This is a genomic window from Paenibacillus wuxiensis (assembly GCF_040195695.1).
Taxonomy (GTDB): Bacteria; Bacillota; Bacilli; order Paenibacillales; family Paenibacillaceae; genus Paenibacillus_B; species Paenibacillus_B suaedae.
Genome location: NZ_JBEFZI010000001.1, coordinates 686564 through 712057, shown reverse-complemented (window position 1 = coordinate 712057; position 25494 = coordinate 686564). Strand labels below are relative to the sequence as shown.

At 45.8% G+C, this 25494-nt stretch carries 26 protein-coding genes; 5 read left to right on the top strand and 21 right to left on the bottom strand.

Annotation, left to right across the window (positions count from 1 at the left end):
- Nucleotides 1–174 precede the first annotated feature (174 nt).
- The gene (locus ABN764_RS03215) at nucleotides 175–999 is read left to right on the top strand and encodes an undecaprenyl-diphosphate phosphatase (protein ID WP_446670903.1); all 825 of its coding nucleotides are present in this window, start codon (nucleotides 175–177) and stop codon (nucleotides 997–999) included.
- A 113-nt stretch (nucleotides 1000–1112) separates the two neighbouring features.
- On the opposite strand, the gene ABN764_RS03210 is transcribed toward ABN764_RS03215, so the two are convergent.
- The 5 genes from ABN764_RS03210 to ABN764_RS03190 all read right to left on the bottom strand — a co-directional run bounded on the left by ABN764_RS03210 (nucleotide 1113) and on the right by ABN764_RS03190 (nucleotide 6178).
- Nucleotides 1113–1394 carry a barstar family protein gene (locus ABN764_RS03210; RefSeq protein ID WP_446670870.1) on the bottom strand — a complete coding sequence of 94 codons (282 nt, stop codon included), beginning with the start codon at nucleotides 1392–1394 and terminating at the stop codon, nucleotides 1113–1115.
- On the bottom strand, nucleotides 1391–1882 hold the full coding sequence (locus ABN764_RS03205; protein WP_446670869.1) for a ribonuclease domain-containing protein: 492 nt from the start codon (nucleotides 1880–1882) through the stop codon (nucleotides 1391–1393). The genes ABN764_RS03210 and ABN764_RS03205 overlap by 4 nt, the downstream gene beginning before the upstream one ends.
- 243 nt (nucleotides 1883–2125) lie before the next feature.
- Nucleotides 2126–3886 (bottom strand): ABC transporter substrate-binding protein, encoded by a 1761-nt coding sequence (locus ABN764_RS03200; protein WP_446670868.1) that lies wholly within the window; start codon nucleotides 3884–3886, stop codon nucleotides 2126–2128.
- Nucleotides 3887–4263: 377 nt separating this feature from the next.
- Nucleotides 4264–5283, bottom strand: coding sequence for a stage V sporulation protein AD (gene spoVAD / locus ABN764_RS03195; RefSeq protein WP_072730831.1), 1020 nt, complete (start codon nucleotides 5281–5283; stop codon nucleotides 4264–4266).
- Between the two features lie 31 nt (nucleotides 5284–5314).
- Nucleotides 5315–6178, bottom strand: coding sequence for a DUF421 domain-containing protein (locus ABN764_RS03190; RefSeq protein ID WP_021253803.1), 864 nt, complete (start codon nucleotides 6176–6178; stop codon nucleotides 5315–5317).
- A gap of 163 nt (nucleotides 6179–6341) precedes the next feature.
- On the opposite strand from ABN764_RS03190, the gene ABN764_RS03185 reads away from it, so the two are divergent.
- Together ABN764_RS03185 and ABN764_RS03180 are read left to right on the top strand one after the other, a co-directional pair.
- The gene (locus ABN764_RS03185) at nucleotides 6342–6548 is read left to right on the top strand and encodes a DUF1657 domain-containing protein (protein ID WP_065292053.1); all 207 of its coding nucleotides are present in this window, start codon (nucleotides 6342–6344) and stop codon (nucleotides 6546–6548) included.
- A gap of 150 nt (nucleotides 6549–6698) precedes the next feature.
- On the top strand, nucleotides 6699–6818 hold the full coding sequence (locus ABN764_RS03180) for a sporulation protein YjcZ (RefSeq protein ID WP_194483580.1): 120 nt from the start codon (nucleotides 6699–6701) through the stop codon (nucleotides 6816–6818).
- Between the two features lie 62 nt (nucleotides 6819–6880).
- Here ABN764_RS03180 and ABN764_RS03175 read toward each other — a convergent pair whose 3' ends face one another.
- From ABN764_RS03175 to ABN764_RS03140, 8 genes are all read right to left on the bottom strand, one after another.
- Complete coding sequence (locus ABN764_RS03175; protein WP_446670867.1) at nucleotides 6881–7651, bottom strand: M15 family metallopeptidase; 771 nt, start codon at nucleotides 7649–7651, stop codon at nucleotides 6881–6883.
- Nucleotides 7652–7885: 234 nt separating this feature from the next.
- A complete protein-coding gene (locus tag ABN764_RS03170) occupies nucleotides 7886–8509 on the bottom strand; it encodes a 50S ribosomal protein L25 (protein WP_446670866.1) in 624 nt (207 codons plus the stop codon).
- 286 nt (nucleotides 8510–8795) lie between these two features.
- The gene (locus ABN764_RS03165) at nucleotides 8796–11975 is read right to left on the bottom strand and encodes a glycoside hydrolase family 10-like protein (RefSeq protein ID WP_446670865.1); all 3180 of its coding nucleotides are present in this window, start codon (nucleotides 11973–11975) and stop codon (nucleotides 8796–8798) included.
- A 369-nt stretch (nucleotides 11976–12344) separates the two neighbouring features.
- The gene (locus ABN764_RS03160; RefSeq protein ID WP_142542734.1) at nucleotides 12345–12569 is read right to left on the bottom strand and encodes a hypothetical protein; all 225 of its coding nucleotides are present in this window, start codon (nucleotides 12567–12569) and stop codon (nucleotides 12345–12347) included.
- Nucleotides 12566–12898 carry a YbjQ family protein gene (locus tag ABN764_RS03155; protein ID WP_028533013.1) on the bottom strand — a complete coding sequence of 111 codons (333 nt, stop codon included), beginning with the start codon at nucleotides 12896–12898 and terminating at the stop codon, nucleotides 12566–12568. The genes ABN764_RS03160 and ABN764_RS03155 overlap by 4 nt, the downstream gene beginning before the upstream one ends.
- 181 nt (nucleotides 12899–13079) lie before the next feature.
- Nucleotides 13080–13283, bottom strand: a complete 204-nt coding sequence (locus ABN764_RS03150) for a hypothetical protein (protein ID WP_072730826.1) — start codon at nucleotides 13281–13283, stop codon at nucleotides 13080–13082.
- Nucleotides 13280–13483, bottom strand: coding sequence for a helix-turn-helix transcriptional regulator (locus ABN764_RS03145; protein ID WP_021253811.1), 204 nt, complete (start codon nucleotides 13481–13483; stop codon nucleotides 13280–13282). The genes ABN764_RS03150 and ABN764_RS03145 overlap by 4 nt, the downstream gene beginning before the upstream one ends.
- A gap of 87 nt (nucleotides 13484–13570) precedes the next feature.
- Nucleotides 13571–15052 carry an aminotransferase-like domain-containing protein gene (locus ABN764_RS03140; protein ID WP_446670864.1) on the bottom strand — a complete coding sequence of 494 codons (1482 nt, stop codon included), beginning with the start codon at nucleotides 15050–15052 and terminating at the stop codon, nucleotides 13571–13573.
- Between the two features lie 156 nt (nucleotides 15053–15208).
- Here ABN764_RS03140 and ABN764_RS03135 point away from each other — a divergent pair, with 156 nt between their 5' ends.
- On the top strand, nucleotides 15209–15841 hold the full coding sequence (locus ABN764_RS03135; protein ID WP_174808647.1) for a LysE/ArgO family amino acid transporter: 633 nt from the start codon (nucleotides 15209–15211) through the stop codon (nucleotides 15839–15841).
- A gap of 76 nt (nucleotides 15842–15917) precedes the next feature.
- On the opposite strand, the gene ABN764_RS03130 is transcribed toward ABN764_RS03135, so the two are convergent.
- From ABN764_RS03130 to ABN764_RS03100, 8 genes are all read right to left on the bottom strand, one after another.
- Nucleotides 15918–17663 carry a methyl-accepting chemotaxis protein gene (locus tag ABN764_RS03130; RefSeq protein WP_174808648.1) on the bottom strand — a complete coding sequence of 582 codons (1746 nt, stop codon included), beginning with the start codon at nucleotides 17661–17663 and terminating at the stop codon, nucleotides 15918–15920.
- Between the two features lie 335 nt (nucleotides 17664–17998).
- A complete protein-coding gene (locus ABN764_RS29535) occupies nucleotides 17999–18190 on the bottom strand; it encodes a hypothetical protein (RefSeq protein WP_021253815.1) in 192 nt (63 codons plus the stop codon).
- A gap of 24 nt (nucleotides 18191–18214) precedes the next feature.
- Nucleotides 18215–19204: a hypothetical protein gene (locus ABN764_RS03125; RefSeq protein WP_174808649.1), complete on the bottom strand. Its 990-nt coding sequence runs from the start codon at nucleotides 19202–19204 to the stop codon at nucleotides 18215–18217.
- Between the two features lie 37 nt (nucleotides 19205–19241).
- On the bottom strand, nucleotides 19242–20252 hold the full coding sequence (locus tag ABN764_RS03120) for a hypothetical protein (protein ID WP_446670863.1): 1011 nt from the start codon (nucleotides 20250–20252) through the stop codon (nucleotides 19242–19244).
- Between the two features lie 113 nt (nucleotides 20253–20365).
- Nucleotides 20366–21274 carry a helix-turn-helix transcriptional regulator gene (locus tag ABN764_RS03115; RefSeq protein ID WP_446670902.1) on the bottom strand — a complete coding sequence of 303 codons (909 nt, stop codon included), beginning with the start codon at nucleotides 21272–21274 and terminating at the stop codon, nucleotides 20366–20368.
- A 106-nt stretch (nucleotides 21275–21380) separates the two neighbouring features.
- The gene (locus ABN764_RS03110) at nucleotides 21381–22274 is read right to left on the bottom strand and encodes a hypothetical protein (protein ID WP_446670862.1); all 894 of its coding nucleotides are present in this window, start codon (nucleotides 22272–22274) and stop codon (nucleotides 21381–21383) included.
- An 80-nt stretch (nucleotides 22275–22354) separates the two neighbouring features.
- Complete coding sequence (locus ABN764_RS03105; RefSeq protein WP_446670861.1) at nucleotides 22355–23041, bottom strand: AlkZ-related protein; 687 nt, start codon at nucleotides 23039–23041, stop codon at nucleotides 22355–22357.
- A gap of 87 nt (nucleotides 23042–23128) precedes the next feature.
- A complete protein-coding gene (locus ABN764_RS03100; RefSeq protein ID WP_446670860.1) occupies nucleotides 23129–24103 on the bottom strand; it encodes a helix-turn-helix transcriptional regulator in 975 nt (324 codons plus the stop codon).
- A 235-nt stretch (nucleotides 24104–24338) separates the two neighbouring features.
- Between ABN764_RS03100 and ABN764_RS03095 the strand changes: the two genes are divergently transcribed.
- Nucleotides 24339–25448: a nitric oxide synthase oxygenase gene (locus tag ABN764_RS03095; protein WP_446670859.1), complete on the top strand. Its 1110-nt coding sequence runs from the start codon at nucleotides 24339–24341 to the stop codon at nucleotides 25446–25448.
- Nucleotides 25449–25494 lie beyond the last annotated feature (46 nt).

The window sequence follows — 25494 nt, the reverse complement described above, 5'->3', positions numbered from 1 at the left end:
ATGTACCGATTCTTGTCCCACATTCATTTGTAAATCATTTATTAACATACTATGTATTATGTAAACTACTACTACCACAATGTGCAAGATCGCTATATAATACAATCTGTGCTATTGCACATTCTATTTTACAGGCCTTACATAGGAGAGTGACTATCGTTGAATTGGTGGGACATGTTTGTTGGATTTATTTTAGGCGTGGTAGAAGGCCTGACTGAGTTTGCTCCGGTCTCTTCGACCGGGCATATGATTCTAGTGGATGATTTTATGCTTCATTCAAAAGAGATATTTAGCCCTCAAATGGCGAATATGTTCAAGGTCGTGATCCAGCTTGGCTCCATCCTTGCGGTTGTTGTTGTGTTTTGGGATCGTTTTTTCCAGCTGCTTGGGTTGAAGCACGCTCCAATTGATCCGGAGCTAGGTAGAGCGGGACATTCCAGATTGAAGCTCACACAAGTGCTCGTTGGATTAATTCCAGCAGCAGTGCTTGGATTACTGTTCGAAAAGTATATTGATCAATACTTATTTTCCATCCAAACTGTGCTGATCGGCCTTGTGCTCGGAGCAGTGCTCATGATCGCAGCAGACTGGTTCCGCCCTGCGAAGCCAACGGCAAAGACCGTGGATCAAGTAACGTACAAGCAAGCATTTGGCATCGGCTTGTTCCAATGTCTCGGCCTATGGCCAGGATTCTCCCGTTCCGGCTCTACGATCTCAGGCGGGGTACTGCTGGGGATGAGTCACCGTGCGGCTGCTGATTTTACATTCATTATGGCCGTACCTGTCATGGCTGGAGCAAGCGGATTATCCCTACTGAAGCATTGGAAGGATTTCTCCATGGATGCGCTGCCGTTCTTCATCGTCGGCTTCATTAGCGCATTCCTATTCGCTCTCATCTCTATCCGCTTCTTCTTGAAGCTGATTAATCGAGTTAAACTCGTACCATTTGCTATCTATCGCATCGTATTGGCAGCCGTCATTTATTTTATCTTCTTGTAAGAAAACACATGTGACTTATACAAGAACAAGCCTTTGACCCTATTGTCAAAGGCTTGTTCACTGTTATAGCTTCTATTTTCATTATGATGTCTTTATTCCCTATCTGCCGTACATTACCGTGTGACCTTCACTTTGAATCCATCCAACTCGGCTTCTGCATCTTGGAACAAATGCAGCACCTGCTCGCAATACTCTCCCAACTGCTTTTTGCTTGCCTCATAATGGCTCCAATGAATTGTTAACGGACGTGCAGATGATTCCGTCAAGCAATCCCACAGTGCATCCAGATTACGTCCATAATGTTCAGGGAGCTCTAATTCCTTGCTGAGGACATCATGCAGCATCGTAAGCGAGGTTAAGAGTCGCCCATCCAATTCAATAAATTGTCTTGTCATCGCTCTCCATCCTTCCCATTCATCTGCTGGAAGGTATCATAATGATCCTCTGTTTTATAGATCAGCCCGTCATTTGAGAAGAGAAGACGATCCTTCCCGCGGAACCCCTTGGAGTAGTTTATATCTGCTTCATACCAAATGCGCCCCTTCTTCTTCGGCAGCTTGCCTTCTCGATTGCGGAAGATGTCTCCACCAATGCTCTTTCCTGGAGCTACTTCATTTAGATTGCCTTCCTTCGCATTCCAGCCCAGCTTCTCTGCATCCTTTTTCGTGATGAAATTATCAGGCAGAGAATGATTCTTCCGTATATAACTCGCCACTTCCTCGAAATCTGTAAGGGGCTTCGATTGGGCAAGTTCGTTAGTCTCTACTGTTGTCGAAGGGCGATCTGTCGCAACCTTCTTCTCACTATCAATCTGTGTCGTGCCGCACCCTGCCATTACCATCAAGGTAAGGAACAGGACGAACAGCGATTTCATCCATCTCAACGTATAATTCCCTCCATATGTCTATCTACAGCTAATGTGATCAGGCACTATTGTAACATGAATGAGCTATGAGAATAAAATTCTCTTAATTCTTATTATGTAACGATATCGAAGCAGAGATTTGGACACGGGTAATGTATAGATGTTTCTCATGTAAGCGAACGGAAGGCACGTCTATTTGCCAAAATTAAAAAAGAAAGTCCAGCAAATTGCTGGACTTCCCGAGAACATCATCATGTTCGATTATTGAATTTGAATAGTAGGAAGAGAATAAGTGAAATCGTTGTAAGGCGACATATCGAAGCCCTGAACACGAGCGTTCGTTGCGAACATATCACGACGTTGGTACATGTACATCAAAGGAAGATCTTCGTTCAACTCTTTATAGATTGCATGGAAGATTTCTTTACGCTTCTCAACATCGAGAGTCGAACCTGCCTGCTTGTACAAATCATCGATCTTCGGATTGCTGTAGCCAATTTCGTTCTGGAAGCCCTTCGTTGTGAATACACCCTCCGAAGATTGCGGATCTGGTGTCAATCCATATGCCATGAATAGCATGTCGAAGTCGCCCTTCTTTTTCTTGTCGATAACGGCGTTGAACTCCATTTGGTCAGCGACGAACTCAATGCCGAGATCGCCGAAGTTCTTCTGAGCAACCGGAATGATTGCATCGTTAACTACGTTAGGCGTAGATGCTGTGAAGTGGATGACGAACTTCTCGCCATTCTTCTCTCGCTTGCCGTCAGCGCCGACTTTCCAGCCAGCTTCGTCAAGCAATTGCTTCGCCTTCTCCAGATCGAAGTTGTATTTTGTTACATCGTCCGTGTAAGACCAGGATTGCTTCGATTGTGGAACATCGATAACGTCTGCATAACCTTGGTATACAGCATCCACGATTTCTTGACGGTTCAAGCCGTATGTCAACGCTTGACGAACACGCTTGTCCTTGAACTTATCTAGCTTGTGGTTGAATGCGATGTAGCCGTAGCCATTTGTACGGTACAAGGTAGTATCCAAGAAGCCCATTTCCTTCAATTGCTCCACTTGATCTTTGGATACCGCTGGAGCATCCATATCCGTTTCACCTGTTTGCAGCAATTGAACGTTTGTTTCGTCGGTTGTAAATTTATAGATCAGCTTCTCAACCTTAGGCTTGCCCAAGTAGTAGTACTCATTCGCCGTAAGTTGAGCTTCTTGTCCTGCTACGAACTTATCCAGCTTGTATGGACCAGCACCGACTGGTTTCGTGAACAAGTCAGGCATGTAGCCAAGGTTGCCTTGCTTATAGTCCTTACCATAGTAAGCTTTGGACATAATCTCTTGTGTACCGATAGCAGATAGTGCTGTCGCGCTTACTTCTGTTGTTGTGAATTCGATCGTCAATGGATCGATAACTTTAATCCCCTCGATGGAAGATACTTTACCGTCGCGGTAGTCTTGTCCACCCTTGATATGTGCATCCTTCACGATATCAGCCGGACCGTCGTAGGATTTATCATGAAATACTGTAAATGTAAACGCTACATCTTCTGCTGTAAGAGGCGTTCCGTTGCTAAATTTCAAGTCTTTCTTCAGCTTGAACGTATATTTCAAATTGTCAGGAGACACTTGATACTCTTCCGCCAATGCTGGCTTCACTGTACCGTCCTTGTCATATTGTAACATCCCTTTGAACAAGGAACGCATAACGTATACATCATATGCAGACTCCGAGTAAATCGGGTTGAAAATACCCTTCGGAGCTGTAATACCGATAATCATCATATCTTTACGGTTGTTCGCCAATTCTGGAGATTTGGAAGTATCCGTTGCCTTAATTACACCCTCAGAGACGATTTCGCCTTCTCCAGCCGCATCATCTTTCTTCTCTTCTTGGCCAGAACCCTGCTCATTCGATTGTGCATTCTTCTCTGGTTCCTTCGCTTTGTCGCTGCCGCACGCAGACAACGCGATCGATACAGCAAGAAGCGTACTCAAGAACAAACTCCACTTCTTCTTCATACAAAACTCCCCCTATTTCTGGAATAAATCCAATGATGTGATGTTTTTTTATGCACTATTTTAAACATGGAAGCAGCGACAAAAAAACGAGAATTCCGAGTGTTCTCCGAACGATTCTTTGCACCTAAAACCGCTTACCATAAATAGGCACTTCAATATTTCTCACTATACTACTTTATCTACATAGTTTTGTAAAGTAGTTTATTAGATTTTCTTACAGGAGTAGTCGTGGGGAGGATTTTCATACATGTTGATTCCTCTACGGAAGACATATGAATAATTAACCATATGTCTGAAAACAAAATACATTATTACATAAAAAGGGATCTTGATATACAAGATCCATAATAGTAATTTTTTGTTGTGATATTATCTTCTTACTCACGTTCCGAATCCATCTCAATGGATACGGCATGAGCAATACATGGTATGCTCTCACCTTGTTGATATGAGAGTGGCGACAGCAGTGAACCGGTGGCCACAATTAACATTCGTTTCAATTGTCCTCGAATCATCCGCTTCATCAAGTGCCCATAGGTGACAACAGCAGAGCAGCCGCAGCCGCTCCCTCCAGCTTGTACGGCTTGCTTGTTGCGGTCAAATATCATTAAGCCGCAATCATCGAATACGGTACCCTCCATTGACACCCCGGACTGCCTCAATAAGTCTGAAGCGATAGGATGGCCCACGGCAGACAAATCCCCGGTTACGATCATGTCGTAATAGCTAGCCTCTCTCCCTGTGTCTGCGAAATGCGCCCGCAAGGTATCCACTGCGGCTGGGGCCATAGCCGCTCCCATGTTGAACGGATCAGTTATACCTAAGTCAATGACCTTCCCAATTGTAGCGGCGGTTACCCGCGGTCCACTCCCGCGATTGCACAATACCGCAGCGCCGGCCCCGGTTACGGTGAATTGCGCAGTAGGCGGCTTCTGGGAACCGTACTCCGTAGGGTAACGGAACTGCTTCTCCGCTGTGCAGTTATGACTGCATGTTCCTGCAAGAGCATAATGCGCATTCCCGGAATCAATAATCATCGCTGCAAGCGCAAGTGATTCCATGGAAGTTGAGCACGCACCGAATACGCCAATATAGGGAACAGACAGCGTTCGAGCCGCGAAGCTGTTACTCGTAATTTGGTTCATCAAGTCCCCACCGATAAAATACTCGATATGGCTTGTGTTAACGTTCGCTTTCGTGATCGCAAGACTCGTTGCTTGTTCAAGAAGCTTGCGTTCTGCCTTCTCCCAGCTCGTCTCGTAAATATCAAGCTGTTCGTGGATAAGGTCATAATCAGCGGCAAGCGGCCCCTGCCCTTCCTCAGGCCCAACGATGGCTGAAGTGCCTATAATATAAGGAGCTCGCTCGAATTTCCAAGATTGCTTACCTACTAGCATGAAGCCACCTCACTTTATCGCATACCTTCGATTATTGGATGAGTAATGGTCGTACCTTCTCAATAATGTGCTGCAACGTGCGAGAGCACTGTCCATACATTTGTTTTGCTTTCTCATCTTCCGTTGACAGACAGAACATTTCCAGATCAGCTTCGCACTTTTTCATCGTTGCTAACGTATTAGCCCGCTTCTGCGGAATCGTAACTTTAATTTGATCGTTGAAGAGATCAACATACAGCTCCCCGAAGCTATCTACTTGGCCAAAATATACATCCTGAACCGCCTTTACTCCAAGCGAAGTCAGCTGCTCGCTCAGCCACTTTTTATCGCGGCCAATCGTTGCAAGCGGCTGCTCCATAACCTGCCCGTCCATAATAACCACTTGCGGTTCATACTCAGGTGCGACCTTAATCCCTAGATGTTTTGGAGTAAAGGGCATATTTTCACTTTTGAGCAAAACACTTACGTCACCACTTGATTCCATCATCGCGAATTCCACATCAGCTACCTTGAATACATCCTTCATGCGAAGCTTCAGCATCAATTCATCAGAGGTCAGGCGTTCCTTTTTTAAGTTGTCTTCAAGAATTTTACCATTCTTGATGAGAACTGTAGATTTGCCGTCAATCCAATCCCGCATCGTCTTGCTCTTCAATTGCAAGAATTCGATCCCGAATGATACTGAAGCCCACACACCCAGCGACACAATTCCAAGATACCAATTGTCCTCCAAATCCAAGGAAACATACGCAGCAAGGCTTCCGATCGTGATGCCGGTTATGTATTCAAATACGGATAATTGAGTAACTTGTCGCTTCCCTAACATCTTCGTTATCAGGAACAAGACAACGACCGCAACCAAAGTTCGAAGCGTGATTTCCAGCCAAAGTGGCATCATACATCCTCCTTGATAAGAAAAAGTTCCATTCCACTACGTCATTATTTGTAAATGCTCATGATTTTATGAAGTGAGTTAATTTAATTATTAGAGGAATGGCCGCTCCTCTTTCGGGACACATTATCCTCTGTAGTTCGGAGTAGGAAGGGAGGTGTACAGCATGACAGTTGGATCTCAAGTGAAAACATGCTTAGCTTCGTTAAAAGGTGTACAAGCTGACTTGGAGTCTTTCGCATTGGCTACTCAGAACCAAGAAGCAAAGCAATTATATACGAATGCCGCTCAGCAAACGCAGCAGATCGTCGACCAAGTGGAAAACCGAGTGCAGCAATTAGAAACGGAGGAGCCTCAATATAAAGGCTTCTAATCCTAGCAGAACATACAAGCCATGCAGGAAATGCATGGCTTATTTACATAACAGACGTGATGCAACCCGTCAAACGTCCAATCACCTCCACAGTTTCCTTCATACACTTATACGGTAATACATCATAACCAAACGAAAGGGGATTTGAACATGTCTGATGTAAGAGGCTGTGGAAGCTGTGGCTTCGGTGGATTTGGCTTTACCAGCACTGGCGTTATCTTGGTACTTTTCATTTTGCTCGTAATCATAAGCCGTTCTTTCTTGTTCTAAGAGCTGCGCCCAGGCGACCACCCAGGCATGCTTGGGTGGTTTTCCTTTTGCCATCGACGTCGTTATCCGTTCTCCGGAGCAGACCAATACGGATAAGATGAATCATAATATTCTTCAAGCGTTATCCTCTGTGCTGTCAATAGAGCGGACAATTTCTTCCCAACATAACGGATGTGCCATGGCTCATATTGATACCCTGTGATGTGCTCTTTTCCTTTTGGATACCGAACAATATACCCATATTCATGTGCATGATTCTGCAGCCATTTTGCCTCTTTCATGTCCGCGAAGCAAGCTTCCGCTGCACATCTTCCATCGCTGCGCGTGAGATCTACGGCGAGCCCTGTCTTATGTTCGCTATGCCCCGGTTCCGCACAATACAACTCCGCATTTTTCTTGCCATAACGCCGTACATTGCTATGATATATGGCCGTCTGAGCAGCATGCGATCGGTAGGCAGATACACCTGCCAAATAAATACCGTCTTGTCTAGCACCAGCGATTAGCTGCTCCAGAGCTCGAGCTGCTTCCTTGCGCAATTTGCGCTTATCTACCCGCTCGTCAAAAATAAAGGGTGCGTTTGGATAAACCAGATCATCTGGCCGGTAATCAAGAGGGAGTTCGTGAAATTTATTAACGAGAGTCCCGATACTGCCGATTCTAGCCTTATCCATTTTGACATTAAGTTCACTTGGGATCTGATGCATCTTCAGCATCGTATGCTGGAATGACTTCAAATCATCCAGTTGCATCGCGACAACATCGATTGCTTGTCTTGGATGAAGAGCGTTCATCTGTGTGGTCACTGTCACTTCATATCTTGGGTGTTCCATCCCTTGTATCCTGCAGCTGCTGCATAATGGAATCAACAACAGCATGGACATTACTCGTGCAAATCGCAATCCATCACCCCCATCGCCTATCGTTAGTATGGATCGATGAGACATGATTCATGTGAGCCAATTAGCAGTTGTATGCATGAAAAAAGAGCCTGCTTTGTGCTCGTCCATTCGCACTTGGCAGACTCTTCATTCAGTTTATATAATATAGTTAATTGAAATAAAGTGCTATGCTTCCACAGAAGCCGGTACTGCTATTGCCGCTTCTGATTCTTCATCCCCTGCCTCTTCAATGCCCCGCTGTGTCACAATGGAAACCAATAGCTCATTCTTATGGGACAAGAGATGGATATGTTCTGGAATTTGCACGTCTTCCACCAACATCTTACCGCCTATGCCCAAATGGGAAATATCCACTTGAATCACAGAAGGAAGATTTGCGGGCAGACCCTCAATTTCCAAACTTGTTTCTTGCGTCTGCAAAATACCGCCTTTTTTGACCCCAGCAGGTGTACCGATATATTCTATTGGCACATGAATACGTATTGGGTGATTTGCAGATACCTGTTGGAAATCTACATGCGTATAAGCACCATCTTGTCTGACAACGTCTTTGATTAGCGCTTGGACTGGCTTCATGCCTTCCACCTGCAGTTGGAACACTTCTGTCCGGCCAACATGTGCAAGCTTGACGAAGTCTCTTGAATCGACATGCAATGCAGTACTCTCGATATCTGCACCGTATACGACGCCCGGGATCCGGTCTTTCTGACGTAATTCACGAAGGGAAGAGCGAGTAAAGTCCGTTCTTCTCTCTGCTTTCAGTTGATAAGTTTTGCCTTGTGCGTTCATATTGAAACTGCCTCCTTATAGCAATCCTCTCACTTCACCAGAGTGGCGTCCTGCGATGAGTGTTGCAGGACATGTCTATTATTAACCTCGTTAATCTTATTTGAAACAATTTTTCATTGTTTTTTCACAAATTTTCTGAAAATAACGATATAGCCTGATCGCAACTCCCTTTCTGTCATTGCACATAAACAATGCCAGCATTCGCAAGGAACACTGGCACTGTCTCTCGTATGCTTCTATTTCCGCTGAATATGCTGTAACGAATATCGTGCTGTGATATGTCCGACTACTTCTGTGACACTTTAATTTGCATTGTGCTCTGCAAGAAACTTCCATACTTTACGGTCACAACAGCGGTACCCGAATTAATCGCCTTCACCATGCCTGCCTCGTTAATGGACAACACCGAAGGCTGATTGGATGTGAAGCGAAGATCATTCGTCAACTCCACTCGATTCCCACTCTTGCCAACTCCGAACGCCTTCAGTTGCTGTTGTTTCCCCTCTGTCATTTTCGTATCGCCCTTCAACTCAATTGAGACAAGCGGTTCATTCCAGATCCATTTGGATTGGCTAGGCGCACTCTCGTTGTGCAGACGGTCAGCCGCCGTAACCGCATATGTATATTGTTTGCCTAGCTCACCTGTCGTATCAAGGTAAAATTGATATGCGCCGTTTATTTTACGTATAGTCTTCACGATTTGCTTCGGATCATTGACATTAATCGACTCGCCGCCCTCTGCCCGATAGATCACATAGTAAGCAGCCGAGCTGTTCGTAACGTCCTCCCATGACAGGTGAACTCCTTTATCGGTGACATGTGCAGTTGTAAGCTTCGGTGCAGATGGAGTATTGGCTGGGAGCCACGGCATCTCTGGCACAAGGGCTTTATACCGGTAACTGTCCCCGCTTAGTCGATCCTTCAACCCAAGCGGATTATTGAGAATATCGACGGCGCTGAAATGCATGCTCCCCTTCACCGTATCGAAGTTGAGCAGGTATTTCAATTGATTTGGAAGCTCATCGGGATTGAGCCAGGCTGGCGTGTTCGGATCATTCACCTTGTAATCGGCGTGACCGACATAGAGCTGGGTATGTGTTCCTTCTGTTTCCTTCACCCACCAATCCACAAGCTTCTCGAAGGCTGCAGGAGTAAAGCCAAAATACCAGTATATCTGTGGCGTAATGTAATCAATCCATCCCTTTTGAATCCACAAGCGTGTATCTGCATAGAGGTCATCATAATTCTGAACCCCAGCCGTTGTATCCGAGCCTGTCGGATCTGTCGCTTTGTTGCGCCATACGCCGAATGGGCTAATGCCGAATTTCATATAAGGCTTCGCCTGCTTCATTTCTTTGGACAATTCCTCAATGAAGGTATTCACATTATTGCGTCTCCAGTCCGTAATATCGGAGAAACCAGCTCCATACTGCTGGTAGGTCGCGCGATCAGGGAACTCTACCCCATCCACCTTATACGGATAGAAGTAATCGTCGAAATGAACCGCGTCAATGTCATAATTGTTGACGACCTCCATGATGCTGTCCATCACGAATTGCTTCGCTTCCGGCACCCCTGGATTGAAGTAGAGCTTGCCGCCATAAGATACTACCCAATCTGGATGCAATCTTGCAGGATGGTTTGGAACTAACTTATTGATATCTGGCTGCATACTTACACGATACGGATTGAACCATGCGTGGAATTCCATATTGCGCTTGTGTGCTTCATCAATCATGAATTGAAGCGGGTTATAGCCAGGATCCTTGCCCTGTACGCCAGTGAGCCATTCCGACCAAGGTGCATATTTAGACGGATAGAAGGCATCTGCAGTCGGTTTAATTTGCATCACAATAGCATTCATGCCTGCTGTTTCTAATTCATTGAGAAGATTTACAAAGTCTTGCTTCTGCTCTCTTTCCGTAACTACGCCTTCACGCGGCCAATCAATATTGACGACGGAAGCAATCCAAGCTGCTCGCAATTGCCGCTTAGGCAGGATTGTATCCTTGTTCACGACAAGTGTGAAATCAGCAGTCTTGCCTCCGTAAGCAGCAGTTATGGAGCTAATGCCTACTTGAAGAGCCATGACGTTCCCGCTAGCATCTATCGTTGCATTGTGCGGCTGACTGGATTTGAACACAACGCCTGTCGATACTTCTGAGGAAGAGCCATCGGAATAGTATGCTGTCACCTTCCCTTGCAGCGACTCACCGATAGTCATTGCATGCAAGCCGGTCAGCTCAAGTCGTTCCAGCTTCGGCTGAGGCACGGATACCTTCAATTCATAAGCGGAGGAGAATTCGCCATATACCGCCCTCATAACAGTCGTTCCGTTCGCTTGTGCAGTGACCATACCAACTGCATCAATGGAAGCAACCTCCGGATTGCTGCTATTGTAGCTAACTCCTTCTAGCATGGATACAGGCTTCGCAGCACCTTCATATCGCGCAAATGTATGGGTCTTCACTCTCTCACCTATCTCCATAGCTGGTGCTCCATACAAGTTCAACTGCTGAATGACTGGAGCGGCTTGGCTGACGACTACATCAACTACGGATTCTGGTGCTTGCATGTAGCGAGCCGTTAGTCTTGTGCGCCCTTCGGCCACAGCAGTAAGCGAATTGTCTGGATTTACAGCGACAATGGAAGGATCATCACTGATAAGTACGGCTTCCTTCGTCACATCTACTTGTTCTGCTTCACCAGCAGAAGTCGCTAACACCTGAACCCGTTTTGTCTCTCCTACCTGCAAAGGAGGCAAGCCGATCATCGTTAGCTCATATATATTTGTCGATCCATAGAAAGCTCGCAGGCTATCAAAATAAATAGCGCCGCTATTTTTATTCCGATCATTCGTTTCTACCACATAGAGCTGATTCAATTTGATAGGCTGAACAAGATTAGTAGGCAAACTCGCAGTAACGTACCTCCAGCCATTCCAGCTGAGCCCGCTGCTAGTAGTAAGGTCAATCGTGGGCTTCGCTCCGTTGGCATCCTGCAGTTGACCTCGCAGCCAGTGCTTATTTCCATCCCCATACACCCACACTCCGATTGAAGATGGATATCCTTTTATCTCACGCCCTACTCCCCCAGATGCGTTCAAGAAATTCAGATAAGCCGCTGATGTTCCCGTCGTTTCCGTGAAATCATAGGTAAGCTTTACTGCATGTTCATCATGTTGTACCGGTTCCGGTCGTGAGGTTAGAACCGCCTTAACAGAACCAGGGACTACTCTTACTGAGGTTGCAGACAGCTGTTGAAGGTGCTCGAAGTCTTCAATAATCTGGGATGAAGCCGTACTGCCTGATGCGAGCGGTTCTGCCTGCGCTTCAGATGACGATAAGGATGAAGAGGATAAATCAGAGGAACTCATTGCGGAAGCGTTTACAATTGTGCTGAACATAAGCACGACCGACATCATCGACATGAGTAAGATACGAGCCCGGTTCTTTGCAAAATACAATGTTAATTCCCTCCCTTTGGAACTCGAGTAATGAGAACATCATCGTATGTCGGCTCTAGATGAATGAAATTTTATTTCAATCTTTGAAGCAGTTTAAGTTTAAAATATTTCAAACCGAATGTATATAGCGACAAAAGTATACTTTTGTCTAATGAATAGGACTGGGGACGTAATTCTATATCACTGTTCTCTGTGGCTGAAAATGAATAAAAATACCCCAGCAGCTGGCAGCGCGGGCTCATAAGTACCGTTACGACTTACGAACCAGCCTAGCCAACGCTAGGGTATTACTTGAATATCGAGGTATCTGGCTATTGAAAGCAACCACGTTAACAAGATTGTTCATTCGTAGATTGCATCCTTCCATTGTTACTCCACGCGGTACCATCGCTGTCCTGTACGCGGATTGTAATAAACCGTTACCTTTTTCCCTGTTGACGGGTCGATACTAACTTCCGAAGTCTTCTCGAAGCCTTCCGGCACATGTTCATGTTCATTCGCTTGGTGACGGCGATCTCGGAAGGCCGAGACGATAAGAAACACAATAAAAAAGAGCAGCTGCAATGAAAAATAAACAATCAAAAACGTAATCATCTTACTTCTCGCTTCGGCCGAAGCGTTACAGCCGTACCGTATGCAACAATTTCACTCATATTGGTTCCGACTTCACCAGAGTCAAAACGCACCATAATGACAGCATCCGCACCCATTGCTTGTGCGTTCGCTACTAAGCGATCCAGCGCTTGCTTCCGTGCATCCTCTAGCATTTCCGTATATTGAGTGATTTCGCCTCCTACCAATCCTTTGAATGCAGCAGCGATATCCTTCCCCAACCCTCGTGCGCGAACGGTCAGCCCGAATGCTGTACCGAGTACTTCCTTTACTTCATAATTGGCCACTTGCTCTGTCGTTACGATAATCATCGTCAATACTCCTCCTCAACCGCCTTTTCTAGACGGAAACCCATGATGAATCATAATGTATCTATAGTACGGTTGAGACGATCCTTGCGTTCAATCTTCATCATTATTTATTTTAGTTTACATAATTAAGTTTATATGATTAGATAAGTGACCTTATCTCATCAATTTTTCACGGTAATTATTACATCACTTTTCGCTTATAGTAGACGCGTGTCCATAGGAAGATGGCGTTCCCGATTAATAGGATAGTAAATTGCAATCCGCTATTCCCCTTGACAGTAAAATCATACAGCCCCCACAGCAGCAATGCGATCGTATAGAACATGTAGCCGTTCTTCGCTGACTTGTCATTATGATAACGTTCCATTTCATCTTGCTTTCTCATCGTGATGCCTCCTCATAAGTAAACAACTGATCGACTGTGACCTCTAACGTTCGTGACAGCTTGAACGCTAGCGCTAAGGTTGGATCATACTTATCATTCTCAATCGCGTTAATCGTCTGCCGACTCACTTCACACCGCTGAGCCAGCTCTTGCTGTGACATGCCCATTCGCTTGCGCAGCTCTGATATCTTGTTTTTCATAACGAGTTCTATCTCCTCAAATGTAAAAAACATTTTACATCTTTTATTATAATGATCAATAGTCTTATGTCAAATACTTTTGACACTCTATCGTTCGATGACATTCTTATTCTTTACCCACTTCGCAATCAATTGGATAGCCCGCTCCATTTCTACAAAGCTTGCGTAAGCGTACGATAGTCGGAGTTGATGCTTGCTTGAGCGATCATAGATATAACCTGGATTCAGCAGAATTCCACAAGCAAGTGCATGCTTGAACAAGGCTTCGATTGCAATAGACTTATCCATGGTCACCCATATGTAAAAACCGCCTTGGGGAACTCTCCATGCTGCAAAAGATGACCAATGCTGTTTCAACTGATCAAGCAAAAAGTCCCTTCGCAAACGCAGCTGAGCACGAATGTATTGAATGCGCGCCTCGTGAAGGCCCGATCGGAGCCACTCCGCTGCAACTTGTTGCGATAATGAGCTGGAGCCGTAATCCATCTGCATTTTAATATCTGCCAAGCGCTCTATCACCTGCTGCGAACCAACAATCCAGCCCATTCGCAGGCCAGGGCAAACACACTTGGACATCGTTCCCACATAGAGCACTTGTCCATGCTCATCCATAGACTTCAATGATCGTGGCGCCGGGGCATCCAGCCATAACGCTTCGTAGGCACTGTCTTCAATAATCGGCAATCCAATGCGATTGCTGATGTTCATTAATGCTTCTCTTCTGTCCTGCTCCATCACCGTACCCGTTGGATTATGGAAGCTTGGTATCGTATACAGCAGCGAAGCCTTATACCGTAATGCATACTGCTCCAGAGCATTCACTTGTATACCGCCTTGATCCATTGGTACACCAACCATTTTTAGTCCGGCCGATTGGAAGGCATGAATAGAATATAAATAGGAGGGCTTCTCTACGAGCATAGTTGATCCACGACCAACGAGGCCTGCTGCAATGAGCTGCAGTGCTTGAAGTGCCCCCGAGACAATCAGTATCGAATTAGGCGCGGCTTCGATGCCTTGCTCCGACAACTGCTTGCTGAGCTGTTCTCGCAGCGGATAGTGCCCAAGCGGCTGTTCATACCCAAGTGATATTCCATGATCGATTGCACCGCGTATCGTTTTCTCCATCTCTTTTGTTGGCAATAAGTCAGGGGCAAGCTCCCCCGTGCCCATGCGAATCATTTGCGGAGAAAACTCCATGCTATTTATCGTCTGAATAATCGGTAAATTGGGATAATGGGAGCCTTCTTCCACATACGCATTCCAATTCGGCAGAATAGGACACATGCTATCGACACGATGAGCTATGTCCGATATAACCGTCCCCCCTCCGCTATTCCCTTCGATAAACCCCGCATCAGTCAAGCAATCCAAGGCCGCCACCAGCGTGCTGCGATTCACACCCAGTTGTTTCGCAAGCTTACGCTGTGCAGGGAGTCTCGTACCCGCTTCCCATTCCTTAGACAAGATTTTAGTTTTCATATAAACCTCGATTTGTTTATACAGCGCAATCGATGAGGATCGTTCGAGTCTCCAATCGCTGTAGTCAATGCTGCACGTCTTCGGCATATGTTCCTCTCCTGCACCATGTTGATTGATAAGCTTATTATAGAATTTGGTTGGTCTTGAACTCAACCAAATGGTCGGGGACAACTGTAAATGACTGCGTTATGATATTGTCTTAGAACCGGTTCTATGGATGATGACATACGGAGGTAGATATCAATGGTCGAGGCATTCATTCACGGAATATTGCTCGCACTTGGCCTTATATTGCCGTTAGGCGCACAAAATGTGTTTATTTTCAATCAAGGGGCTTTATCTAAGCCGTTCGTAAAGGCCATCCCTGTCGTGATAACAGCGGCATTATGCGATACCCTGCTTATTCTAGCCGCAGTTCAAGGCATCTCGCTATTCATCTGGAAGTGGAAATGGCTTCAATACGGACTGTATCTATTGGGATTCTTCTTTCTGTTATTTATGGGTTGGAGTTTGTGGAAGTCGTCAAGCAAGTTGAATGGCAGTCAGGGAAGTGCTATGAGTATCCCGAAGCAAATGATGTTCGCCATGTCCGTCTCTCTTCTGAATCCACACGCGATTCTCGATACGATTGGCGTTATTGGAACGAACTCTTTGCAATATCCTGATAAACTCAGATGGGTGTTCACGATAGCCTGTATCGCAGTATCGTGGCTGTGGTTCCTCGGATTAGCTGTAGCAGGACATTTCACTAATAAAATCGATGCTGACGGCCGCATCCTCACTTGGTTGAACAAGATATCCGCAATTACTATCTGGTTGATTGCACTATACATGTTGGTTCAGCTGCTCACCGGTGGCCTGACTGTAATTGGATAACTGCGATCCTTTTATGAGGAACGTAATACAAGCAAGACTCCCTGCTCTTCCAGCGAGCAGGGAGTCTTGTTCATTTTTAAACCGTAAAGATTCGAAGTTCTTCTTGCAGATCTTGCATTTTGCGATTCAATAAGGTAGCTGTATCCGATATTTCTTCCACAATAGCAAGCTGCTCTTCGGTCGATGCGGCAACACTCTGTGTATTCAGTGAGGAATCCTTTGCTATGGTAGCAAGGTTGTCCAAAGTAGCAGCAACCTCCTCACTTCCAGCAGACATTTCTTCAGCGGCTGCCGATACCTCTTGAATTTGCTCCGTGACCTGCTGTACGGATGTCCATATTTTGTTGAAATGCTCCCCAGCCTCCTGCACAATCAAGGTACCTTGTTCAGCCTGCTCCGTATTTTCTCCCATCGCTTCGGCCAGTTCCTTCGTATGTGAAATTACCGTATTCAGCATCTCAGCAATTTGTTCAGTAGAGTCCTTCGTTTGCTCTGCAAGCTTGCGCACCTCTTGGGCAACAACGCCGAAGCCTCGCCCATGTTCGCCTGCCCGTGCCGCTTCAATTGATGCATTGAGCGCCAATAGATTGGTTTGCACCGCTACATTGCCAATGATACTGACGATATGCTCTATCTTCTCGGATTGATTCAACAAAGACTGCGTAATCCCTTCAGAACGACTGACGGAATTTCTGATCTGTGCCATTTGCTTCACCGTCAGCTGGACAACCTGATTGCCTTGATCAACCGACTCTGTCGCGTCGATGCTCAGTTCTGATACGGCAGAGGATGATTCAGCGATCCGCTGGATGCCGATTGCAATTTCCTCCATAGCAGCCTTACTTTCTTCAGCCCCTTGCATCTGCGATTCTGAACCCGTTGCAACCTCTTGAATAGAATTGGATATTTCATAGCTAGACTGAGACGTTTGCGTGGCGATTACCGTTAGTTGCTGTGACGATTCCGCGACCTGATCAGCGGTCGTCTTGACATTGGTAACCAAGTGCTTGATTTGAGCAATCATCGTGTTAAAACTATCAGATAGAACGCCGATTTCATCTTTCGAGCGAACCGGAATAGATACCGTTAAATCGCCGGCCGCCACTCTCGTGGACAGAACGGACAACTCTGTAAGCGGCCGAACTAATCGGCGTATTAAGAAGGCAATCACGATAATGAACACGATACCTATCGATGAGCCGATACCAATAATTTCCCACAACATGGCATTCAGATCGCCGTCAATCTTCTTATTATTGAAATCTACGGCAAACACCGCTATCGTCTCATTCCTGTCATTATTGATCGGCTTCAGCACCGTAATCCATTCGCCATCAAGATCTTCATAGATGTCACTAAAGCCAACACCTGTCCGCTCCATCTCATGGATCGCATCGACAAGCTCTGGCTTGATCTCATACTCGCTTCCTGGCGCATTTCCAAATTCAACGAAGGAATCGTTGCCTTGAAGCACCTTCAGATAGAACTTTCCATCACGTTCCGTGAAACCGGGAGCAAGCAAGTACGAATTCGAAATGAAATTGTCGCGTACCATGCTGTTCAAGCTCTCCTGAATCCAAACAATATTCTTATCCTTTGCATATTGTGAGGAATCCATTGACTTGAGCTTGTTAGCAGCTCCTGCAATACCCTCCTTTTCTATCTCGATATTCTTCGTAAGCGTAGTATGAAGGGATAGTAATTCATCATTATAGATTCTTCGCTCCATCATATATGAGGATGATATGAATACAATAGACATGACCATAAGAAGAACGGTCACGACGATGATAGATTTCATCACTAAGCCTTTGTTTTTCATTCAATAGCCCCCTAGTTGACTGACAAACAGGTTATATACAGGAGTTCTTTCGATTCGAATCCTTATTGCCTATAAACCTTGTCCGTATTTACTGACCAATCAGTCTATGTCAATGAGCTATATATCGTCATTTTTCGACAAAAATGAATAGACACGTTTAAAAATGTTGTAGATATTTTTCAGAAATAAGAGCATATATATCCGAGTAAGGAGAAAAAACGCCCCCTTTTAAACGAAGTCATCTACAAAAAAAACATCCTTGCCGAAATAATCGGCAAGGATGTTGATGGTAAGATTCTGCATGCACAGACAACATAACTACGAATCACTAACTACTAACCAGATAACGCCATATCAATTCGATATTGAGTCGCTTTCACACATTTTTTGCAAACTTTAAGAGATGTGCCATCGCTTTTTGTTTGCGTGTACAATACTTTAATCCGTGTGCTCCCACACACTGGGCATGTTCCCCGTCCATGTGATGGAACGTTCCATAATGCTTTACCGCGTTTTGTTTTAGCCATTTCGTTTCCCCTTTTTCGTATCTATTATCGTAAATGTGGTGTGGCTCCGCGCGCTTCGCGAACGTCCTTCACCACCTGTTTCATAGCTTCTATAGCATCTTTTTCAATTTGTTGGGCAGAGATAAGAGTGGTCACCATCTCGTGACATAGCCCCTCTTCATGCGCATCATTCCAGTCGTGTCGTAATCTTCGGAGGATTGCAACAATATCATCGTATAAGTCAGCTAGAACTCGATATTTCTCTGCCAGTTGCTCCAGCCCATCCATCGATTGCTTCATATCATGCAAATAACGAGCAATGTAGTGCTTGAAGGTACGATACATGGACAATGTTTGCTCCGCCCCATCCCAATCCGCCGTACCCGACTGGATTTCCTCTATCATTGCATCATAAGCTTGTTCGCCACATGCAAATTGCTCAGGCGGCAAAATGCTATCATGCTGCTCCCATTTATAAATCGCCTGCACCAGCGATTCCGTAATCAGATCACGTACATCTATGGAAATGCTGCGTTTGGATATCCGCTGTATAAATACAATCGACGAATTTCCCGTTTGCCCGAGTGTCTGATAAGACACCTTGCATCTGATATTCCCGCACGAATCTACTGCAAAAAAACACTGCTGCGCTTCGTCATAGCCATAGATCGTGTAGTACTGATCGTGCCAATAAATGAGTCCGACACCTTCTTGTAGAGAAAGCTTCATTTCTTCGATTGCATACTTACGAGAGACCGGGAAGACCGGATCTGTATTGTAGCCTGCATACGTCTCTGAGTAGAGACCAAGCAAATCCGCAGCAACGAAGTGTTCGGCAGGCCAGTTATAGGCCGTCACAGATATAGCATCCAACTGACGATGAACGGACATGCGGAAGGCCAATGATGACATACACGCAATCGTATGCTTCGGATACGTGGTTAGCCCGCCGGCCAGCAGTACACTATGGAAATGATCGATAAACGTTTTTGTTTCCGGTACGATTTTCATATTTTCAAGGATAATAGACGTCATCTCTTCACCTGCACCTATTCATAGTTGTTGACCGCAATTATCTTGGCGCCGCCGATCCCCAGTGGAGACTGTTGGAACGCGAACGCATGACTTCCTCGTAACCGATTTCAGTGCGCAGTATTTCAATCGCTGCTCGTTCATGTTCCATCGCAAGGTGAGCCTGCTCGATTAGCTGTGGTACATGGTCTGATTGGATGCACAGCTCATGTCCCGTACCATTCTGAACCGTCGCTTTCATGACTTGAAATGCCTCATCTACAAGTTGATAAAGTTGAACAATCTCTGCAGATATGCCAACCTCTTCTTGGATAGAAGCCAAATACTTCAACATGTCACGCTTGATACCAGCATAAGAGCTAATGGTATAAGCGCTACCATGCGGATGATATTGTTGACTAGAAAGTGCGGCAATCATATAATCGTATGCTTTACAGCCTGCAGCAAAGTCCAGATCCGGCAAAGTTCGATGCGGCGTATCCCAATCTGTAACTGCTGTAATTAGCGACTCTCGGTAGATTTCTTGGTTCGGCATGTCCACTGCACCAATAATCGTTTGATAGTACCAGAATGGCGTAGGATTATCGATGATGCCAAAATTCCGATACAGCAGCACTTGTTGTTCCTTCGAGTAACCGTCTAGATAGAAGAACACTTCGTCCTCATCGTCATAACCCGTAATCACGGCAAACTCAGGCTTCCAATAGACGACGCCTATTCCTCGATCGATGCTGTGCTGAATATGACGTATCGACTCCTTCTGGGCCAATTCAAACGTACGTTGACGCGTATGCCAAGCAAATTGATTTGATTCAATCCCAATTCGAAGGAGCGCATTGCCATGTTCTTCTCCCAAGTTGCCGTACGCTGTAACTGAGCTCCTTGATAATTCCTTGTGAATAACAAACTTTGATAATAGACCTGTCATTCCGCCTAGCATATATTTCGAACCTTCGTACAGACCAGCACCCGTGAGAACAGCATGCAGGGCATCCACGTAAGAACGATGTTCAATTTGAAAAGAAAGAGATAGAGTAGTTCCTATACTCATGAGCGGCCGCTCCTCTCTTATCGCGATAATCCAATTATAGTAAAGAAGGTACGACATATAATGTCATACCTTAAAATTCGTTTTGTGTTTTGTCTTTCCTGTTATATTTACGCCTATTCGCTAAGCATCCCCATTATTTGTTCACATCTTGCATTTACCTTCTCTTTCAGCCATTTCGGTTTCACAATCCTTGCCCAATCTCTTGTTGACATCAACTGGTCTATAAATAAGGACACATCGAAAAATTGGATCTCGAATACCACCGAATCTTCTCGTTTCATAAGATTGTAATCTCTCCATGCTTCCGAAGGCTTATCTATAAACTCTATGATTGCCGTAAATGGCTGAACAGGAAGATTCGATGAACCGAAGGTAGAGGGCAGTTCACCATTTAGCCGAGATATTCCCGCTGCTCGTTCCATTCGGATGATTCGATCCAAGCGAAGCATCTTCTGCTCCTCCTCCTGCTCGCACCATCCAATGACGTAATCGACGTATTGCTTGTAGCACAGCTTATAGGGGTGAAACGTATACGTCTCTGCTCCTTCCATGCCGTCATATTGAATGGTAAGCACTTGGTTGTTCTGAATGGCCATGCTTAGTTGATTTGCTATGTCAATGATCTCGGCATTGATCTCATAAGCTGGAATTTGCTGAGACTGCAGCTCATTAACGTCTGACAAGCGACGGAACAATTCTGATATTTGCAGCATAATTGGCAATTTCGCTTGGTATTCATCATAACCGCCATAATTGTAATCCTGATAACGATGAGACAAGAATGCTAGCGTTCGTCTTAATTCTTCCGTAATATACGTGCTAGGCAAAGCAAATGTCGCATCCGTATACCGATAGCCTCTTTTTTTGGCATCATACTGAAGAGGAGCTCCAAGAGAGTTGACCATGTATTCAATATCTCGATTGGCTTGTCTGGTAGACAGCTCGAATTGATGTGCTAATTGAGTGCAATTCGGAAAATGATTCGATCGTACTTCTTGATCAAACCATAAAATTCGATGCATGTTGCTCAAATCCAAGTTCCCCCTTGTAGACATAGACAAAACAACAAAATCACTATGTTATGCATAACTTCGTAATTGTTGGAAGTTGGCCTTATCGTCGTTATTGTTAGCGTTGCAACCATCCATATGACTTCAACGTCAGCAGCCGATTGACGGTTACGTATCCCCGCCATTCCATCTCGCCTGCTGGACTCACTGCTGGCCAGCTTATTGGCCAACCGCCATCCTCCTGCTGCTCCTCCACTAGGGATTGCAGATGCTCTTCGATTTCTTTCTCAGTGACAAATTGTACGCAGTAGCTGTCACGCGTTGGTGCCCAATCCAGCACCTTATGAACATACCCTTCCGCCTTCGTATTGCGTTCAATGACACCAGGCAGCTGCAGCCATTCGTTCACCTTCTGCAATGCCCTCTCTGCTCGTTCCTTATCCGGATGAGCAGTTAAGAAGGAGATATATTGTATATTGCTGTGATAGCCTTCATTATCGGCTGCCTCTAGCTGATTCCACATGAACTGCTCAGCCTGCTGGAACCATTCTTCTCGGGTGAGCTCAGGAACGGTATGCTGCTTCATCAAATACCCGAGAATATGTCCCGTAGGATTTATGGAGGCATGACGATCATCGGCGACTGTCCACCAGGGCGCATGTGGATATTCATTCGCTGACGTCTGAATAAGAGGGAATCCTCCAGTGTCGCCCACTGTAACCGATTTCAAATAGCTGCCGATTCCAACAATTAACCCTTGGTCATATTCGTCAATCTCATGCATAATGGATAGTGCTACTTCTGTCGGTACAGGCTGACTATGCGGACAACGAATATCAGGCTCCAGCGCTTGACCGAAGCCGCCATCCTCATTCTGAAAACCTGTAAGGGCCATGATAACAGCTGCCTTGCTCCCTTGGTCGAAATGATATTCAAAACGTCTGCGATCGAGCAGTCTCGCATTCTCGTAAATAAAGCGCTGCGCGCGATTGAAGCTGTCTACACTCAACATTTATACCAACTCCATTACTATTTAATCTAATTAATTTACTTTCTCATAAACATTATTTCCCCGCTTCGTCACTTGCATGTTTAACGCAGCTTCATGGTTTTAGTAAAATAAGTTAACGCTTCCGAAGTCGTAGAACGAGCAAGACGTTCATAGAGCTGTTCCTTCGCATCCTGTACAGATATCATTGACGTCTCGATACCCAGATTCTCCAGCCAATGGTCAATCGTCTCATAGGAGGTGCTATTCCATCCGTTCACTTCGCCAGCGCTATTTCGCCGTTCTGTCACACCCGAGATGACAATATCCATCGTCCCCTGCAGCTCATTTAACGCATTGTCGAATGCCTTCTTCTGATCAGGGGATTTCATATCTGCCTTCACTCGCAGCAGCCTCGTATCGATACCGGGATGTTCAACAATGATGCCATACAACAGTTTCGCCTCCGGCGACATCTCACCCGCTGCATACCGTTCCTTGACGGAACGAGTATCGCCAAGCACGGAGCGGACAATCGATACCCACTCCAGCGAGATAAACACCCCTTTCTTCTTGATGAACTTGCCGTAGGCAGCAACCCCATTCCCAGGAAATTGAACCCGCCAACGCCACGGATCCGCATCCGTGTCACTATGCCATGCTGATTCTTCTGTCACACCCGCAAGCGAAGGATGATGGGGTGCGAGGTTGGCCAGCGGCAGAATACCCACTTGGCGAATAAGCTCAACTGCTTCTTTATAATTGTGAATCAAATCCGTATTCGCGCTCATCTTCGATTTCATCCCTTCTTCGTCTGATCTAACATCTTCTTCCTTCCTCTGTTCCAATCGCTATGTATCAAAGAGAAACCTAAAGGCCTACCTTGTTCCCTTATACCTCTCACATACCTGATGGGCATGCTTATAAATGGCTTCTCGCAATTCCACAGGCTCCAACACCTCTGCATCCAAGCCAAGGCCATAGAAGAAGCGCTGTGCCCATTCCCATTCTGACTGGGGACACTTAAACTCAACCTCTCCCACATCTTCACCGGTTTCATGCACCAATTCCCCAATATGTTCATCTTGCTCGACAAGCAGCATGCCGCGATAGGTCAGTTTTGCCCGGATTCGGATCGGGTCTTCCTTTTTCACGGCTTCTAGATTCCGCTTTATTTGGCTGCCCTTGCCGTTGTCCCCGTTGCCCTGTACTGTGCGTACATCTTCATCTTCGGCTATCGAGATTTGAGACATACGATCGACACGAAATGATCGGTCTTCACCATGTGTTAACGAATAAGCTTCACAATACCAGAACCCATGTGCCGAATATATCCGCTTCGGCTGGATATACAACCAACGCTGATGCTTCTGTGAACGATAGAATATATGGAGCCACTTGGGCTTCGCCTGTGATAGATGCGCAATCAGCTGCTTCAACTGCGGAGCACGGTAGTTTCTTGTAGGTACGGACAGCTCGACACGCTCTAACATCGGTTCCACCTCAGTCAGCACTTCACTGGATACGATCTGCTTCAGCTTGTCCATGACCGTCCAACGCTCCTGATTGAATGGTGAATCGGGAAGCTGTGTCATGCCTTGCAGCGCGAAGAGCACGGTTAATGCTTCTGTGGTCGTTAATTGAAGCGGCTGGAGCATGTAGCCATCCATTAAACGATAGCCCCCGCTTGAACCCGCTGTCGCATATAACGGCACTCCCATCTCGCCCAATGCTTGCATATCTCGGATAATGGTACGGCGGGAGACTTCGAATTTCTCTGCTAACGATTGAGCCGTTTCGGAACGGTGATGTAGGGCGATAATGATAGCAATTAATCGATCGATTCGTTTCAATGGCTTCTCCTTAGCTGGATAATTTTCACGGTTTGTCCTGATTATATCATGTGAATGGTGACAGCTTGTATGTCACCATTTATGATCGGATAACAAAATTTTTACGACGATTTTCCGGCTGAAATTGTTACATCTCATCGACATCGTCATCAATGGTACATACCAAACTGTTAGAATCTGATATAGTTAATCCGACACATTACGGCGCTTACGCCGCAAGGAAGGACATCGGAAGATGAACGTATACGCGAAGCATACGCTTCTAGAAGAAGCTTCAACATTTATTAGGCAATGCTATCAAGAGCTCGGCAAGCTCCCTGCTGACATAGGGGGGCGCTTATCACAAATACATTCCGAGATTGAACATACTGGCACTTATTCGCATACTGCAGAAGAACTAACTCACGGAGCTAAGATGGCTTGGCGCAATAGCAATCGCTGTATTGGCCGCTTGTTCTGGTCATCCTTGCATGTGGTTGACGCCAGACATATAACCGAGGATAAGCAGATCGCAGACGCGTTAGTCCAACATATTGACTTCGCAACAAATGATGGCCGGATACGTCCTGCAATCACGATTTTTCCACCTGCTCATCCAGACGGAATGCATCCTGTTCGGATATGGAATCATCAGTTGATTCGCTATGCTGGCTATGAGACTAGCCAAGGCATCATGGGAGATCCACACTCGCTCCCATTTACCCGAATATGTGAATCACTTGGATGGCAGGGAGAACGCACACCGTTCGATGTACTGCCTCTTGTCATTCAGACAGGTACGAACCCACCGCAGGTATTTGAGATACCGAAGTCCTCCGTTATAGAGGTGCCGCTCAGCCATCCTGAGTTCGAATGGTTTGCCGAGCTGCAGCTGCGTTGGTATGCCGTGCCGCTTATTGCTGATATGCGCCTTGAAATCGGCGGCATCTCCTATCCTGCCGCGCCATTCAATGGCTGGTACATGGGAACAGAAATCGGCGCACGGAATTTGGCCGATGAAGGACGATACAATTTGCTGCCAGTCATCGCAGAGCAAATGGGGCTGTCTACGGTGTCGAATACATCACTGTGGAAGGACAGGGCTCTTGTTGAGCTTAATGCCGCAGTGCTTCACTCCTTCAAGGAAGCGGGTGTTAGCATCGTAGACCACCATACGGCAGCACAACAATTCGTTAAGTTCCAGGAGCAGGAACAGAGTTGTGACCGTGCTCATACAGGCGACTGGACATGGCTGATTCCACCGATGTCACCCGCCGCAACGCCTATTTTCCACCAAAGCTACGACAATACGATTGTGAATCCGAATTTCTATTATCAATCTGAACCGTATATTAACGAAGCATGATCATCAATTATTCTGTTCTCACAAGGGCCTGCTCGCCAAAATAGCC

What these genes read in the sequence shown, in the direction of transcription:
- ABN764_RS03215 (WP_446670903.1), top strand. Translation starts at nt 175, where the DNA reads ATGTTTGTTGGATTTATTTTAGGCGTGGTAGAAGGCCTGACTGAGTTT.
- ABN764_RS03210 (WP_446670870.1), bottom strand. Translation starts at nt 1,394, where the DNA reads ATGACAAGACAATTTATTGAATTGGATGGGCGACTCTTAACCTCGCTT.
- ABN764_RS03200 (WP_446670868.1), bottom strand. Translation starts at nt 3,886, where the DNA reads ATGAAGAAGAAGTGGAGTTTGTTCTTGAGTACGCTTCTTGCTGTATCG.
- spoVAD (WP_072730831.1), bottom strand. Translation starts at nt 5,283, where the DNA reads ATGCTAGTAGGTAAGCAATCTTGGAAATTCGAGCGAGCTCCTTATATT.
- ABN764_RS03190 (WP_021253803.1), bottom strand. Translation starts at nt 6,178, where the DNA reads ATGCCACTTTGGCTGGAAATCACGCTTCGAACTTTGGTTGCGGTCGTT.
- ABN764_RS03185 (WP_065292053.1), top strand. Translation starts at nt 6,342, where the DNA reads ATGACAGTTGGATCTCAAGTGAAAACATGCTTAGCTTCGTTAAAAGGT.
- ABN764_RS03180 (WP_194483580.1), top strand. Translation starts at nt 6,699, where the DNA reads ATGTCTGATGTAAGAGGCTGTGGAAGCTGTGGCTTCGGTGGATTTGGC.
- ABN764_RS03175 (WP_446670867.1), bottom strand. Translation starts at nt 7,651, where the DNA reads ATGGAACACCCAAGATATGAAGTGACAGTGACCACACAGATGAACGCT.
- ABN764_RS03170 (WP_446670866.1), bottom strand. Translation starts at nt 8,509, where the DNA reads ATGAACGCACAAGGCAAAACTTATCAACTGAAAGCAGAGAGAAGAACG.
- ABN764_RS03160 (WP_142542734.1), bottom strand. Translation starts at nt 12,569, where the DNA reads ATGATTACGTTTTTGATTGTTTATTTTTCATTGCAGCTGCTCTTTTTT.
- ABN764_RS03155 (WP_028533013.1), bottom strand. Translation starts at nt 12,898, where the DNA reads ATGATTATCGTAACGACAGAGCAAGTGGCCAATTATGAAGTAAAGGAA.
- ABN764_RS03150 (WP_072730826.1), bottom strand. Translation starts at nt 13,283, where the DNA reads ATGAGAAAGCAAGATGAAATGGAACGTTATCATAATGACAAGTCAGCG.
- ABN764_RS03145 (WP_021253811.1), bottom strand. Translation starts at nt 13,483, where the DNA reads ATGAAAAACAAGATATCAGAGCTGCGCAAGCGAATGGGCATGTCACAG.
- ABN764_RS03140 (WP_446670864.1), bottom strand. Translation starts at nt 15,052, where the DNA reads ATGCCGAAGACGTGCAGCATTGACTACAGCGATTGGAGACTCGAACGA.
- ABN764_RS03135 (WP_174808647.1), top strand. Translation starts at nt 15,209, where the DNA reads ATGGTCGAGGCATTCATTCACGGAATATTGCTCGCACTTGGCCTTATA.
- ABN764_RS03130 (WP_174808648.1), bottom strand. Translation starts at nt 17,663, where the DNA reads ATGAAAAACAAAGGCTTAGTGATGAAATCTATCATCGTCGTGACCGTT.
- ABN764_RS29535 (WP_021253815.1), bottom strand. Translation starts at nt 18,190, where the DNA reads ATGGCTAAAACAAAACGCGGTAAAGCATTATGGAACGTTCCATCACAT.
- ABN764_RS03125 (WP_174808649.1), bottom strand. Translation starts at nt 19,204, where the DNA reads ATGACGTCTATTATCCTTGAAAATATGAAAATCGTACCGGAAACAAAA.
- ABN764_RS03120 (WP_446670863.1), bottom strand. Translation starts at nt 20,252, where the DNA reads ATGAGTATAGGAACTACTCTATCTCTTTCTTTTCAAATTGAACATCGT.
- ABN764_RS03115 (WP_446670902.1), bottom strand. Translation starts at nt 21,274, where the DNA reads ATGCATCGAATTTTATGGTTTGATCAAGAAGTACGATCGAATCATTTT.
- ABN764_RS03110 (WP_446670862.1), bottom strand. Translation starts at nt 22,274, where the DNA reads ATGTTGAGTGTAGACAGCTTCAATCGCGCGCAGCGCTTTATTTACGAG.
- ABN764_RS03105 (WP_446670861.1), bottom strand. Translation starts at nt 23,041, where the DNA reads ATGAGCGCGAATACGGATTTGATTCACAATTATAAAGAAGCAGTTGAG.
- ABN764_RS03095 (WP_446670859.1), top strand. Translation starts at nt 24,339, where the DNA reads ATGAACGTATACGCGAAGCATACGCTTCTAGAAGAAGCTTCAACATTT.